The sequence below is a fragment of the Pseudomonas sp. OTU750018 genome (assembly GCF_011636575.1).
In the GTDB taxonomy this organism is placed as follows: domain Bacteria; phylum Pseudomonadota; class Gammaproteobacteria; order Pseudomonadales; family Pseudomonadaceae; genus Aquipseudomonas; species Aquipseudomonas peli.
The window spans coordinates 1,251,405-1,264,839 of sequence record NZ_JAAPAU010000001.1 but is presented as its reverse complement, the minus strand read 5'-3'; the positions used below and the strand labels follow the sequence as shown (position 1 = coordinate 1,264,839).

At 61.5% G+C, this 13,435-nt stretch carries 12 protein-coding genes; 8 read left to right on the top strand and 4 right to left on the bottom strand.

The window, feature by feature from the left end; genetic code table 11:
- Window positions 1-9 precede the first annotated feature (9 nt).
- Window positions 10-825 carry a rhodanese-like domain-containing protein gene (locus HCI85_RS06065; RefSeq protein WP_167143016.1) on the bottom strand — a complete coding sequence of 272 codons (816 nt, stop codon included), beginning with the start codon at window positions 823-825 and terminating at the stop codon, window positions 10-12.
- Between the two features lie 44 nt (window positions 826-869).
- Window positions 870-2,384: an HDOD domain-containing protein gene (locus HCI85_RS06060; protein ID WP_167143013.1), complete on the bottom strand. Its 1,515-nt coding sequence runs from the start codon at window positions 2,382-2,384 to the stop codon at window positions 870-872.
- 119 nt (window positions 2,385-2,503) lie between these two features.
- Here HCI85_RS06060 and motA point away from each other — a divergent pair, with 119 nt between their 5' ends.
- Together motA and motB are read left to right on the top strand one after the other, a co-directional pair.
- Window positions 2,504-3,355 (top strand): flagellar motor stator protein MotA, encoded by an 852-nt coding sequence (motA, locus tag HCI85_RS06055; RefSeq protein WP_167143010.1) that lies wholly within the window; start codon window positions 2,504-2,506, stop codon window positions 3,353-3,355.
- Between the two features lie 8 nt (window positions 3,356-3,363).
- Window positions 3,364-4,386: a flagellar motor protein MotB gene (gene motB / locus HCI85_RS06050; RefSeq protein ID WP_167143007.1), complete on the top strand. Its 1,023-nt coding sequence runs from the start codon at window positions 3,364-3,366 to the stop codon at window positions 4,384-4,386.
- 48 nt (window positions 4,387-4,434) lie between these two features.
- Here motB and rsgA read toward each other — a convergent pair whose 3' ends face one another.
- Window positions 4,435-5,466, bottom strand: a complete 1,032-nt coding sequence (rsgA, locus tag HCI85_RS06045) for a small ribosomal subunit biogenesis GTPase RsgA (RefSeq protein ID WP_167143004.1) — start codon at window positions 5,464-5,466, stop codon at window positions 4,435-4,437.
- Between the two features lie 119 nt (window positions 5,467-5,585).
- On the opposite strand from rsgA, the gene HCI85_RS06040 reads away from it, so the two are divergent.
- A complete protein-coding gene (locus tag HCI85_RS06040) occupies window positions 5,586-6,365 on the top strand; it encodes a class I SAM-dependent methyltransferase (protein WP_167143002.1) in 780 nt (259 codons plus the stop codon).
- A gap of 75 nt (window positions 6,366-6,440) precedes the next feature.
- Window positions 6,441-6,983: an oligoribonuclease gene (gene orn / locus HCI85_RS06035; protein WP_090249695.1), complete on the top strand. Its 543-nt coding sequence runs from the start codon at window positions 6,441-6,443 to the stop codon at window positions 6,981-6,983.
- 45 nt (window positions 6,984-7,028) lie between these two features.
- Here the strand turns inward: orn and queG are convergent, their stop codons facing one another.
- Window positions 7,029-8,090: a tRNA epoxyqueuosine(34) reductase QueG gene (gene queG, locus HCI85_RS06030; RefSeq protein WP_167142999.1), complete on the bottom strand. Its 1,062-nt coding sequence runs from the start codon at window positions 8,088-8,090 to the stop codon at window positions 7,029-7,031.
- Between the two features lie 60 nt (window positions 8,091-8,150).
- Between queG and HCI85_RS06025 the strand changes: the two genes are divergently transcribed.
- Genes HCI85_RS06025 through mutL form a run of 4 tightly spaced genes read left to right on the top strand, consistent with a single transcriptional unit; the run spans window position 8,151 to window position 13,417 of the window.
- A complete protein-coding gene (locus HCI85_RS06025) occupies window positions 8,151-9,650 on the top strand; it encodes an NAD(P)H-hydrate dehydratase (RefSeq protein ID WP_167142997.1) in 1,500 nt (499 codons plus the stop codon).
- Entirely contained in the window at window positions 9,638-10,105 is a 468-nt protein-coding gene (tsaE, locus tag HCI85_RS06020) for a tRNA (adenosine(37)-N6)-threonylcarbamoyltransferase complex ATPase subunit type 1 TsaE (protein WP_167142994.1), read from the top strand. Before HCI85_RS06025 ends, tsaE begins: the two co-directional genes overlap by 13 nt.
- Before the next feature lie 7 nt (window positions 10,106-10,112).
- On the top strand, window positions 10,113-11,543 hold the full coding sequence (locus tag HCI85_RS06015) for an N-acetylmuramoyl-L-alanine amidase (protein ID WP_374725303.1): 1,431 nt from the start codon (window positions 10,113-10,115) through the stop codon (window positions 11,541-11,543).
- Complete coding sequence (gene mutL / locus HCI85_RS06010) at window positions 11,540-13,417, top strand: DNA mismatch repair endonuclease MutL (protein WP_167142991.1); 1,878 nt, start codon at window positions 11,540-11,542, stop codon at window positions 13,415-13,417. The genes HCI85_RS06015 and mutL overlap by 4 nt, the downstream gene beginning before the upstream one ends.
- Window positions 13,418-13,435 lie beyond the last annotated feature (18 nt).

The window sequence follows — 13,435 nt, the reverse complement described above, 5'->3', positions numbered from 1 at the left end:
GGCAGGTGTTCAGCGCTCGACCGGCGTGTCCGGATGATTGCCCCACTCGCCCCATGAGCCTGCGTAGGCTTTGACCCGCGGGTAGACAAGGAGCTTGGCAACCAGGTAGGTGAAGCCTGAGCGGTGGTGAGTCTGGCAGTGGGTGATGATTTCTTTATCGGCCGTGATACCGAGGCTGCTGAGTTGTGCTTGGATATCCAAGCGGACGCGCAATGCACGGGCAGGGTCCATGCCGGCGGTCCATTCAAAGTTGATCGCGCCAGGAATATGCCCAGCTTTTTGGGCCAGGGCTTTCTCGCCACGGTATTCGGCTGGTGCACGGGCATCCCAGATCGCCAGATCGGCAGCGCCAAGGCGACTTTGCAGGTATTCGCGCGTGGCGGTTGGTGCGCTGTCGAGTTGTAGCGCAACGGGCTGTGTGTGAGCCGCGGGGACTGCTGTGCTGAGTTCGCGGTCTTCTGCCAGCCAAGCATGCAGGCCGCCGTCCAGGTAGTGGTAACGCGTGTGACCAATTACATCCAACAGCCAGATAAAGCGTCCGGCCCAGCCGCCGCCTTCATCGTCGTACACCACATAAACCGCGTTGGGGTTATGCCCTAGCTCGCCGAACAGTTGCTCAAGTTGCGCCTGCTCTGGCAGCAAGCCTGGCGCCGGCGGTTGACCCAATTGGGTGCGCTTGGGGTCGACAAAATATGCGCCCGGAATGTGGCCAGCGGCATAGCGCGTGCTGCTGGTCAGGTCAACCAGGATCAGCTCGGGTGCATCCAGGCGGCTGGCCAGGTGCGCAGGTTCGATCAGCAGGGGCAGCTCAGCGAAGGCGGTCATGCCAGGCCTCTTTTGACAGGAAAGGACGGATTGTAGCGGAAAGCCTAGCGCCCGCGGTTGGCAAAGCTGGTCAGGGCGCGCTCAATGCATTGCACGGTTTTGCCGAAGCCCTGCATGCCGGCATCGCTCAGCGCCCGGCCGCCCTGGTCGGCGAAGATCAGCATGACCACGCGGTTGTTGCTGGCAATCGAGCGAATCAGCAAGTGCTCGCTGGGGAACAGGCTTTTCAGCGAGCCAGGCAGCATGGCGGAAAACTGCGCGATGTTGGCTGGGCTCAGTTTTAGCTGCGCGGGAGCGCTGAGCAGGCGGCGCAGCACCTGGCTTTGCTGCGGATCCAGACTGAGGCTGGCGGCGGCTTTATCCAGGCCGCTCTGCTGCTGGGCCATCAGGCGTGTGTGATTGCGGTCGGCCAGTAAAATCAGTACACGCTGCATGCCGCAGGCCTGGATAGCCTGATTGGCGCAGGCGGTGAGCTGCAGCACATTGCTGAATGCGCTGGGTTGGGCGAGCAGTTGCGCACATTGCTGACGCCATTCACTGATAACTGCGGGCTTGGGTTGCTCGACTATGGCTTGCAGGTGCCGCGCCTGCCAGGGCCAGAGCAGCGCTTCTGCGGGGTGCCAGAGGTCGGTGCTGGCCATCTGTCGGGCGCTGCTAACAGCATTCTGGTGTAGCAGCTGTTGCACGTTATCGAGCGGCAGTTGCAGGAATAAACCGGTCAGACGCTGCCAGCGCAGGCTGTGCGGGCTATTCCACGCGTAGTGCGCGGAAAGCGCCAGGCCGTTGGCCAACAGAATGCTGTTGGCTGGCTGCGTCAGCCAGCGGCGCAGGTTGCTGTCTGCGTCGAGGATTTGCTGCTGGTGCAGTGGGTGTTCGTTGTCGCGGGCAATGTGCAGCGCTTTGACCAGCAGGCGTCGGTCGCTGACCAGTAGTCGATAGCCCTGGATGACCCATTCTGGCAAATGCCACTGCTCACTCAGCGCCAAGCACAATTTAAGTAACGGTACGCCCAGCAGCTCTTGTTCAACCTTGCTTGCGGCTTCGCCCTTGACCAAAACGCGCTGCTCCCACACCTCGAACAGTTCAGCGTGCGCTGCAAGCAACGTCCATATTGGCGCCAGAAACAGCAGGCTGCCCCAGTGTATCTCCTGCCACAGCCTTGCCAGGCGGCCTGCAAATAGACCATTTGCCTGGTGACTGGCGTGTTGGCTGATTAGCAGGATTTGCCGTAGCGCTTTCGGCAGTTCCTGCTCGGGCATGGCCGGGAGGGCGTTGAGCAGTTGTTCGGTGCGCTTGATGCCGAGGCGGCTGATGGCGGCCTCCAGGCTTTCGGTTTGCTCACTGAGGCCGCTGCTCTTGCGGTTGGCTTCGCGCAACACGCTGAGCGCCAGCGCGGGGCAGCTTTGCATCAAGTCAGCCAGCTCGCGCATGGAGCGATTGCTGTCTGCCAAGGCGCGGCGCAGCTTCTGCTGGCTATCACTGGACGCAGGCAATAGCTGGCTGTCTAGCTGCTTGAGCCAGTCTGTCAGGGTGCGCGGATAAGAGGCGGGCTTTGGCATGCGGGTTGAGACAAGCTGGCTTTTGACCTTAACTGGCTATAGTCTCGCGCAAAACTTCCGATAAATAGAAGGGTTGTTTTGCAAAGCCCCTTTCTACCCTCTCTGGCAAGTCTCTTTCTATGGCAAAAATCATCGGTATCATTGTTGTATTCGCCAGCGTGTTGGGCGGATTTATTTTCTCGGGCGGTACGTTTATGTCGTTGGTCCATCCCTTTGAGGTGATGATCATCGGTGGTGCTGCGTTAGGGGCTTTCCTGCAAGCCAACCCCGGCAGCGCCTTTATGCATGTGTTCAAGAAGTCGCTGAGCATGTTCAGCTCGCGCTTTACTCATGCGTATTACCTTGATGTGCTAAAGCTGCTGTACGAGATTCTCAACAAGAGCCGCCGCGAAGGCATGATGGCTATTGAGGCCGATGTTGAAGACCCTGCCGCCAGCCCGATTTTCAGTAAGTACCCCGGCATCCTTAAGGATCAGCAGATGACCTCGTTCATCTGTGATTACCTGCGCATCATGTCATCCGGCAACATGGCGCCGCATGAGCTGGAAGGCTTGTTCGATATGGAAATTTCCAGCCTCAAGGAAGAAATCGAGCACCCTGCGCATGCCGTAGCCAAGGTGGCCGACGGTATGCCAGCCATGGGTATCGTGGCGGCGGTACTGGGTATCGTGATCACCATGTCGATTCTCGCCGAAGCGGATAACGCGGAGATCGGGCAGAAGGTGGGCACCGCGCTGGTCGGTACCTTCCTTGGGATTCTGGCCTCCTACGGCTTTTTCGGGCCCCTGTCGGCAGCGTTGGAGCACGATGCCAAGGAAGAGCTGAACGTCTATGAAGCGATCAAGGCCGGTTTGGTGGCTTCGGCCTCCGGTATGCCGCCGTCGCTGGCTGTGGAGTTCTCCCGCAAGGTGCTGTTCCCAGCGCACCGTCCAAGCTTTAGCGAGCTTGAACAGGCCATGCGTGGGGGCTGAGTCATAGCATGGAAAACAATCAGCCCATTATCGTCAAACGGGTAAAGAAGGTTGCCGGTGGTCATCACGGAGGCGCCTGGAAAATTGCCTTTGCCGACTTTGCCACGGCAATGATGGCGTTCTTTCTGGTGATGTGGCTGATGACCGTGGCGACGCCTGAGCAGAAGAAGTTGATTTCCGGCTACTTTCAGGACCCGGTAGGCTTCTCGGAAAGCGCCAGCCCGTATGTGATTGACCTGGGCGGCACGCCAACGCCGGCGCCTGATCGCACCCTCAACCCTGAACCCCAGGAAGAGCAAAGCCCTGCTGAGGATGCCCAGGCCGATGTGGACAAGTTGCAGGCCGAATCAGTCGCCGAAGAAGTCGAGCGCGAGCGACTGGAGTTGTTGCTGCAGGAGCTGCAGAACAAGGTTGAAGAAAACCCTCAGCTGCAGAACTTTAAGGACCAGATCCTCTTCGAAATCACCCAGGACGGTCTGCGCATCCAGATCATGGATGCCGAAAATCGGCCGATGTTTGCCTCCGGTAGCGCACGCTTACAGCCGTATTTTGAAGACATTCTGTTGGCCATGACCGACACCATCGCCGCAGTACCGAACAAGATCAGTGTCAGTGGTCACACCGATGCGGCGCCTTTTGTCGGTCGCGGCGGCTATGGCAACTGGGAGCTGTCTTCGGACCGTGCCAATGCGGCGCGGCGGGTGCTGATTGCCGGCGGCTATGACGACGAGCAGGTCGCGCGCGTGGTGGGCTATGCGTCCTCGGCGTTATTTGACCGCGAGAATTCGCTCAATCCGGTCAACCGGCGTATCGATATTGTTGTACTGACCAAGAAGGCGCAGCGCGCCATCGAAGGTGAGCAAGGCGATGCAGCGGCAGATGAAGCGCCTGCAGTGCCTGGCGCTGCGCCGGTAGCACCGGCTGCGGCTGCGCCTGCCGCACCTGGTGATCCATTGCCGGATGGGCAATTGCGTGAACGGTTGAATATCTTCGAAGAAGGCGTGCTGCAGTTCGATCAGCCCGCTGAGTGAGCATGCTCTGCTGACACAAGGCCGCGCATTGTCGCGGCCTTGTGCATCTTAGTACTCGGCTTCTGGCAGGCTGGCCAGAATATGCCGGTAGCTGGCCATGCGCTGCGGGTGCAGGCGCCCATCTTCCAGGGCTTTGAGCATGGCGCAGCCCGGTTCGCGATCGTGCTTGCAGTCGCGGAAGCGGCATTGGCCGATCAGGTCGTGAAACTCGATAAAGCCGGCTTCGACGTCATCACGACTCACGTGCACCAGGCCGAACTCGCGAATCCCAGGGGAGTCGATCAGTTCGCCGCCGCCGGGGAAGTGGAACAGCCGCGCGGTGGTGGTGGTGTGCGTGCCTTTGCCGGTCAATTCGGAGAGCGGCCCGACGCGGGTATCGACTTCTGGCAGCAGACTGTTGACCAGCGATGATTTACCGACGCCGGACTGGCCGACGAAGACGCTCACGTGGCCATCAAGTTGCTGTTGAAGCTGCTGCATGCCGTCGCCGCCGTGGGCCGACACTTCCAGCAGCGGATAACCGAGTTCGCGATACACGCCGAGCATGCGGTTGAGTGCCACGGCATTCTGCTCGTCCAGCAGGTCGGTCTTGTTCAGCAACAGCAACGGACGGATACCCGCGTGCTCGGCGGCCACCAGGTAGCGATCGATCAGGTTGGCGTGGGGCTCGGGCAGTGGGGCGAAGACGATCACGATCAGGTCGACGTTGGCGGCTACCGGCTTGAGCTGGCCACGGGTGTCCGGGCGGCAGAGTTCGGTGCTACGTGGCAGTTGCGCGACGATTACGCCAATGCCCTGGTTGCCGGCGCGCCACACCACTTGGTCACCGGTGACCATGGTCGGCAGGTTGGCGCGCAAGTGGCAGCGGAATACCTTGCCGGCCAATTCGCCATCCAGCGCTTCTACTTCGACCTGTACGCCGAAGTGCGCGATGACCAGGCCGGTCTGTTCCGGGCCGAGGTCGCCGCCTTCAAGAATCTGTACAGCCTGCGACTCGCGCTTGGCGGCGCGGGCGGCACGCTCGCCCTGAATTTTTTCGATACGCCAGTTTTGCCGGCGGTTGAGTTGGCGTTTGGCCATGGGTCTTCCGAGAGTTGAATTGCGCAATAAACGGTCGCGAGTCTAGCACGGGCTGCCTATTGAGCTGCTGGCGCAGCTAAACTGCGGCGCATCATCGGTCGGGTGGTTGAGGAGTCTGCATGTTGCGCGTTGTTCGCCACTATCCGGCGTTGCTGGCGTTGTCTGCTCAGCTGGGGGCAACCCTGCTGGTCGGTTTGGCGCTGTACCTGATCGCTCAGCTGTCACCCTGGCGTCCAACCTTAATGGCGGCCGGCCTGCTGCAAGGGCTGCTGGCTGCCACGCTGGCACGTTATCTGGGGTTGTCGCGCTGGTGGTGCGGCTTGAACCTGCTGTTCGTTCCTGCGCTGTTGCTGGCCAGTGGTGCGCCGCTGCCATCCTGGGTATTTCTCGGCGGTTTTGTCCTGCTGTTGTTGCTCAACTGGAATAGCTTTGGCGAGCGGGTGCCCTTGTACCTGACCGCTGCCGGTGCGCGTCAGCACTTGTGCGCAGTGCTTGACCAGCAGCCTGCGCAGTTTCGTTTTATTGATCTGGGCTGTGGTCCTGCCGGTGCGCTGCTGAGCTTGGCCCGCCATTATCCGCAGGCGCAGTTTGTTGGTGTTGAGACCGCGCCGTTGTCCTTCGCCATCGCCTGGTTGCGTGCCGTGCCTCAGCGCAATTGCCAGATTCGCTACGAAAACCTCTGGTGCACCGACTTGGCTGCTTTTGATGTGGTGTATTGCTTCCTCTCACCTGCGCCGATGCCCGAGCTGTGGGCCAAGGCCTGCGAGCAGATGCCGGCCGGCAGCCTGTTGATCAGCAACACTTTCGAGGTGCCGGGGCAGCCGGCGGATCAGCAGATCGAACTGCACGACTGGCGCAAGTCGCGGCTACTGGTGTGGCGCATGCGCGGCGCGGCTTGAGCGCAATGCTGTCAGCCGAGCGCAGTGGTTTTCCGGCGACCTGTTAAACTGTCGGCCTTAGTTGAGGAGCCGCGCATGCAGAACGCCAATAACCTGATCTGGATCGACCTAGAAATGACCGGTCTGGAGCCTGAAACAGACGTCATCATCGAGATGGCCACCATCGTTACCGACAGCGATTTGAACATCCTCGCCGAAGGCCCGGTGATTGCCGTGCACCAGAGTGATGAGCTGCTTGCCGGCATGGATGAGTGGAACACCCGTACTCACGGGCAGAGCGGCCTGACCCAGCGCGTGCGCGAAAGCACCATTGGTCCTGCCGAAGCGGAAGCCATGACCATCGCCTTCCTTGAGCAGTGGGTGCCGAAGGGCAAGTCGCCGATCTGTGGCAACAGCATTGGCCAGGACCGGCGCTTCCTCTACAAATACATGCAGAACCTGGAAGCCTACTTTCACTACCGCTATCTGGATGTGTCTACCCTGAAAATCCTTGCTGGCCTGTGGGCGCCGCAGGTCAAGGAATCGTTCCAGAAGCAGGGCACGCACCAGGCTCTCGACGATATTCGCGAGTCCATCGCCGAGTTGAAGCACTACCGTCAACACTTTCTTAAAGTGTGATGCACGAAAAAGCCCGCTACTGCGGGCTTTTTTCTGCGTGCTCGGTTACAGGCCGTGGCGGGCTAGCGCCCATTCGACGTGATCGCGCACTAATTCTGATGGATGCTCGCGGCGCGCTTTGAGTGCTTCTAGCACTGGGATGCTGGAGGGCGCGTTGCCCAGGCCGACGGCCAGGTTGCGTAGCCAGCGCTCGTAGCCTGCGCGGCGCAGCGGCGAGCCCTCGGTGCGGTTAAGAAATTCTTCTTCGCTCCAACAGAACAGCTCGGCCAGCTCGGCATTGTCCAGGCTATGGCGCGGTTGGAAGTCTCCCTGTTCGGTGGGTTTGGCAAAGCGGTTCCATGGGCAGACCATTTGGCAGTCGTCGCAACCAAACACCCGGTTGCCGATGGGCGCGCGCAGCTCTTCAGGGATTGAGCCCTTGAGTTCGATGGTCAGGTAGGAAATACAGCGCCGCGCATCCAGCACATAGGGGCCAACAAAGGCGGCGGTGGGGCAGATATCCATGCAGGCCGTGCAACGCCCGCAATGCTCGCTGGCGTGTGGCGGGTCGACCGGCAGCGGCAGGTCGACAAACAGCTCGCCAAGGAAGAAGTAGCTGCCGGCCTTGCGGTTGAGCACCAGGGTGTTTTTGCCGATCCAGCCAAGCCCAGCCTGTTCGGCGATGGCTTTCTCCAGCACCGGCGCGCTGTCGACAAAGGCGCGAAAGCCAAACGGGCCGATCTGCTGCTGGATGCGTTCGGCCAGCTGCTGCAAGCGTTTACGAATCAGCTTGTGGTAATCGCGGCCCAGGGCGTAGCGCGATACGTAGGCTTTCTCAGGCTGGCCGAGGCGTTGGGCCATCTGCGTGTCGCCGGGCAGGTAGTCCATGCGCAGCGACACCACGCGCAGGGTGCCCGGTACCAGTTCGTCCGGGTGGGAACGTTTGCTGCCGTGGGCGGCCATATAGTCCATCTCGCCCTGGTAACCAGCATCCAGCCAGCGCTGCAGGTGCGCCTCGTGTTCGCCCAGTTGCACATCGGCAATCCCGACCTGCTGAAAGCCCAGCTCGCGGCCCCAGTCTTTGATCGACTGGGCAAGGGCGATAAGGTCAAGGGTGTCAGTGTTCATATGAGGGCGGGTAACCGGGGCGCAGGTGGGTATAATTCTGCCAGACATCGGAGCCAACGCATGCTGCATTCGCCTGACAATCTTCCTCTGCCGCTGTACAGCGCCGCCCAAGTGCGTGAGCTGGATGCGCGATTGATCGCTGCCGGCACGCCGGGTTTCGAGCTGATGAGCCGCGCCGCGCATGCCATCTGGCGTGCTTTGCGTCGGCGCTGGCCAGATGCCGGTGTGCTGACGGTGCTGGCCGGGCTCGGTAATAACGCCGGTGACGGCTATCTGGTGGCAGCCTTGGCGTTGCGTGCGGGCTGGCGGGTGCAGGTGCTGGCGGTCGGCGAGGCGGCGCTGTTGCAGGGCGATGCCGCGTTGGCCCGTGACCATGCGCTTGCTGCTGGTGTGGCGGTGCAGCCTTGGAGCGAGTGCGCCGAGCTGCAGGGCGTGGTGCTCGATGCACTGCTTGGCACGGGCTTGCAAGGCGCAGTGCGCGAGCCTTATGCCCAGGCTATCCGTTTGTTGAATGCCAGTGATCTGCCGGTGCTGGCGGTGGATATTCCGTCCGGGCTTTGCGCCGATACCGGTCAGGTGTCGGGCGTTGCTGTGCGTGCGCAACTGACGGTCACTCTGATCGGCCTAAAGCTGGGCCTATTTACCGGGCAGTCGGCGGATTATCTGGGTGAATTGCAGTTTGACGATCTGCAGGCCGATACGGCTCTGGTCGCTGCTCAAACCTTTACCGCGCAGCGCTTGACGCAGGCCAGCTTGCCGCAGTTGCCGGTTCGCTCGCGCAGCGTGCACAAGGGCCAGTTAGGCCATGTGTTAGTCGTGGGTGGGGATCGTGGCTTTGCCGGCGCCGGCCTGCTGGCGGCGCAAAGCGCGCTGCGCGCCGGTGCCGGGCTGGTGAGCTTGACGACCCGTGGTGAGCATTTGCCTGCAGCGCAGGCGCGTTTACCCGAGGTAATGGCCGCTGGCGTGGCCTCGGCCAATCAGTTGCTGGCGCTGGGCGCGAATGCCAGCGTCTGGGTGGTCGGGCCGGGGCTGGGTCAGGAAGCGTGGGGGCGCAGCCTGCTGTCGGCGGCTTCCGTCAGCCGCGCTGCGCAGGTGTGGGATGCTGATGCGCTGAACCTGCTGGCGCGCGCGCAGGTCCAGTTACCAGCAGGTGCCGTGATGACGCCGCACCCCGGCGAGGCAGCGCGCTTGCTGGGTATCAGTACGGCCGAGGTGCAGGCCGATCGTCCGGCCGCCGCACGAGCCCTGGCGCGGCGCTTTCAAACGGTATGTGTGCTGAAAGGCGCAGGCAGCCTGATTGCTGCGCCGGATGGTGGTTTGTGGTTGTGTGATCGTGGCCATCCCGTCATGGCCGGTGCTGGCTTGGGCGATGTGTTGGCCGGTTTGATCGGTGCGCTGCTAGCCCAAGGGCTGTCTGCGCTGGAAGCGGCCCAACTGGCGGTCTATCTGCATGCCTGCGCGGGTGAGCAGTTGGCGCAGCAGGGCCGTGGTCTGGCGGCCAGTGATTTATGTGCGGTTATTCGTCAATTGTTGCAGGAGCAGTCTGCGTGTCTGAATTAGAACTGTTTGCCGCGGATGAGGACGCGATGCTGACGCTGGGCGCGCGCATCGCAGAGGCGAGCGGCGGCGTTGGCGTGATCTACCTACATGGCGATCTCGGTGCCGGTAAAACCACCTTGTCGCGCGGCATCATTCGCGGGCTAGGGCATGTAGGGGCGGTGAAAAGCCCAACCTTTACCCTGGTCGAACCCTATGAGTTAGGTGCAGTAAGGGCCTATCACTTCGACCTGTACCGCTTGGTTGATCCTGAGGAGCTGGAGTTTCTCGGCATTCGTGACTATTTCGAAGGCGATGCCCTGTGTCTGGTCGAGTGGCCGCAACGCGGCGCAGGCGTTTTGCCAAAGGCGGACATGGACATTACCATTAGCCCGCACGGAGCCGGCCGGGCGCTGCATCTGCGGGCGCAAGGCGAGCGCGGCAACGCCTGGTGCGCCACTTTGGCCGTCGGGGCATGAATTTGATATGGGGTTGGCTATGCGCATAGGCGCGCGTTTCATCGCAATTGGAGTGGCATTGGTGGCGTTGGTCGCCGATGTAATGGCCGCTTCGGATGTGCGCAGTGTCCGCTTGTGGCGTGCGCCGGATAACACGCGCCTGGTGTTTGACCTGTCCGGTCCAGTGCAACACAGCGTTTTCCTGCTGTCCGCGCCCAATCGTATCGTCATTGATGTCAGTGGGGCCAAACTGGCTACCAGCTTCGATCAGCTGACCTTGAGTAATACCCCGATCACCGGCGTACGCTCGGCACAACGCACCCCGCAAGATCTGCGTGTGGTGATTGACCTTTCCGCAGCGGTCACGCCAAAGAGCTTTACCCTGGCACCTAACCAGCAGTACGGGCATCGTCTGGTGGTTGATTTGTTCGATCAGGAGAGTGGTGCGGCACCGAGCTTGCCGAGCACGGCCGTGGCCACCGCACCGCAAGTTCCGGTCACGCCAACGCAAGCGCCGCCGAAACTGACGCCAGTGCCCAACGGCAAGCGCGATATCGTGATTGCCATCGACGCCGGCCATGGCGGTGAAGACCCGGGCGCCCTGTCGCCGGTTAAAGGCCAGTATGAAAAGCACGTGACCCTGGCGATTTCCAAAGAACTGCAGCGGCAGATCAATGCCGAGAAAGGCTTCCGTGCCGAGTTGGTACGCACGGGCGACTACTTTATTCCACTGCGTAAACGCACTGAGATTGCCCGCAAGAAGGGCGCCGATCTGTTTGTTTCCATCCATGCCGATGCTGCACCGCGTGCCGCTGCATTCGGTGCGTCGGTGTATGCCCTGTCAGATCGTGGCGCCACCTCGGAGACTGCGCGCTGGCTGGCCGATGCGGAAAACCAGTCGGACCTGATCGGCGGCGCCGGCAATGTCAGTCTGGACGACAAGGACAAGATGCTCGCTGGGGTGCTGCTCGACCTGTCGATGACTGCATCGTTGTCATCCAGCCTGAACGTCGGCAACAAGGTGCTGGGCAATATGGGCCGGGTGACGCCGCTGCATAAACGGCGGGTAGAGCAGGCCGGCTTTATGGTGCTGAAGTCGCCGGATATTCCGTCGATCCTGGTGGAAACCGGTTTTATCTCCAATCCCAATGAAGCCCGCAAACTGTCCAGTGCCAGCCATCAGCAAGCGCTGGCGCGCTCGATCGTCACAGGCGTGCGGCAGTTCTTCCATGAAAACCCGCCGCCTGGCACTCACGTGGCTTGGCTGCGTGACAACGGCAAGATTGCCCTCGGGCCGCGCGAACATGTGGTCAGCTCTGGCGAAAGCTTGGCGCTGATTGCCCAGCGCTATCAAGTTAGCCTGGCCGTGCTGCGCAGTACCAACTCGCTGAAAAACGATGTGATCAAGGTCGGCCAGCGTTTGCAGATTCCCGCGACTGCTCTGGCTGTGCAGCCATGAGTGAAACTGCGCGTATCCAGCTGCTCAGCCCGCGGCTGGCGAACCAGATTGCTGCCGGTGAGGTAGTTGAACGCCCGGCCTCGGTAATCAAGGAACTGTTGGAAAACAGCCTGGATTCCGGCGCCAAACGTATCGAGGTGGATGTTGAGCAGGGCGGCGTGAAGTTGCTCAAAGTGCGTGATAACGGCAGCGGCATCTCCCCGGATGACCTGCCGCTCGCACTGGCCCGCCACGCCACCAGCAAGATCCGCGAGCTTGAAGACCTGGAGCAGGTCATGAGCCTGGGCTTCCGTGGTGAGGCGCTGGCGTCGATCAGCTCCGTCGCACGCCTGACGTTGACCTCACGCACCGAGGGTGCCGAGCAGGCCTGGCAGGTGGAAACCGAAGGCCGTGATATGCAGCCCCGTGTGCAGCCCGCGGCGCATCCGGTCGGCACCTCGGTAGAAGTGCGCGATCTGTTCTTTAACACTCCGGCACGGCGCAAGTTTCTCAAGACCGAAAAAACCGAATTCGATCATCTGCAGGAAGTGATCAAGCGTCTGGCGCTGGCGCGTTTTGACGTGGCCTTCCACCTGCGTCACAACGGCAAGACTGTGCTCGGTCTGCATGAGGCGCCGGATGAGCAGAGTCGCGCGCGGCGGGTGGCTTCGGTCTGTGGCCCTGCGTTTCTCGAGCAGGCGCTGCCGATCGATATCGAACGCAACGGTCTGCACTTGTGGGGTTGGGTGGGCTTGCCGACGTTTTCCCGTAGCCAGGCTGACCTGCAGTACTTCTACGTTAACGGGCGCATGGTGCGCGACAAGCTGGTCGCCCACGCGGTGCGCCAGGCTTACCGCGACGTGCTCTTCAACGGTCGCCATCCTACATTTGTGCTGTTTCTGGAAATCGACCCGTCGGTGGTAGACGTCAACGTGCACCCGACCAAGCACGAAGTGCGCTTCCGTGATGGGCGTATGGTGCATGACTTCCTCTACGGCACGCTGCACCGAGCCCTGGGTGAGGTGCGTCCGGAGGATCAGCTCGCTGCTCCAGCAGCTGTGAGCGAGATGGTGCGCCCCACGGGGCAGGCAGCTGGCGAGTTTGGCCCGCAAGGTGAAATCGGCTTGGCCGCCAGTCTGCTGCAGCCAGCGCCCAGCGCCTCAGTATGGCGCTCGCCGGGTGCCGGCTATCAAGGCTCCCGTCCGGAAGCAGCCTTGCCGGCCGCCGAAGCACAGGGCGCCTATCGCGAGTTTTTCTCGCCTATGACCACTGCGCCGGCTCCTGCTGGCTTACCGGATGCGCAAGGTGATATTCCACCCTTGGGCTATGCCATTGCCCAGCTCAAGGGCATCTATATTCTTGCCGAAAACGTTCAGGGCCTGGTTGTGGTGGACATGCACGCAGCCCATGAGCGCATCACCTACGAGCGCTTAAAAGTTGCCATGGCCAGTGAAGGTCTGCGCGGTCAGCCGCTGCTGGTGCCGGAGTCGATTGCCGTAAGCCAGCGTGAAGCCGACTGCGCCGAAGAGCATGCCGAGTGGTTCCAGCGCTTGGGGTTTGAGCTACAGCGTTTGGGCCCGGAAACCCTGGCTATCCGACAGATTCCCGCATTGCTCAAGCAGGCCGAGGCCACTCGTCTGGTGCAGGATGTGCTGGGTGATCTGCTCGAATACGGTACCACCGACCGCATTCAGGCACATCTCAATGAGCTGCTCGGCACCATGGCTTGCCACGGCGCCGTGCGCGCCAACCGGCGCCTGACCTTGCCGGAAATGAATGCCTTGTTGCGCGATATGGAACATACCGAGCGCAGCGGCCAGTGCAACCACGGTCGGCCGACCTGGACGCAGATGGGCATGGATGATCTGGACAAGCTGTTCCTGCGCGGCCGCTAAGCGCCGCGCCATTTAGAG

Excerpts from the sequence above, each read along its gene's own strand:
- HCI85_RS06065 (WP_167143016.1), bottom strand. The coding sequence starts at position 825 with ATGACCGCCTTCGCTGAGCTGCCCCTGCTGATCGAACCTGCGCACCTG.
- HCI85_RS06060 (WP_167143013.1), bottom strand. The coding sequence starts at position 2,384 with ATGCCAAAGCCCGCCTCTTATCCGCGCACCCTGACAGACTGGCTCAAG.
- motA (WP_167143010.1), top strand. The coding sequence starts at position 2,504 with ATGGCAAAAATCATCGGTATCATTGTTGTATTCGCCAGCGTGTTGGGC.
- motB (WP_167143007.1), top strand. The coding sequence starts at position 3,364 with ATGGAAAACAATCAGCCCATTATCGTCAAACGGGTAAAGAAGGTTGCC.
- rsgA (WP_167143004.1), bottom strand. The coding sequence starts at position 5,466 with ATGGCCAAACGCCAACTCAACCGCCGGCAAAACTGGCGTATCGAAAAA.
- HCI85_RS06040 (WP_167143002.1), top strand. The coding sequence starts at position 5,586 with ATGTTGCGCGTTGTTCGCCACTATCCGGCGTTGCTGGCGTTGTCTGCT.
- orn (WP_090249695.1), top strand. The coding sequence starts at position 6,441 with ATGCAGAACGCCAATAACCTGATCTGGATCGACCTAGAAATGACCGGT.
- queG (WP_167142999.1), bottom strand. The coding sequence starts at position 8,090 with ATGAACACTGACACCCTTGACCTTATCGCCCTTGCCCAGTCGATCAAA.
- HCI85_RS06025 (WP_167142997.1), top strand. The coding sequence starts at position 8,151 with ATGCTGCATTCGCCTGACAATCTTCCTCTGCCGCTGTACAGCGCCGCC.
- HCI85_RS06015 (WP_374725303.1), top strand. The coding sequence starts at position 10,113 with ATGGGGTTGGCTATGCGCATAGGCGCGCGTTTCATCGCAATTGGAGTG.
- mutL (WP_167142991.1), top strand. The coding sequence starts at position 11,540 with ATGAGTGAAACTGCGCGTATCCAGCTGCTCAGCCCGCGGCTGGCGAAC.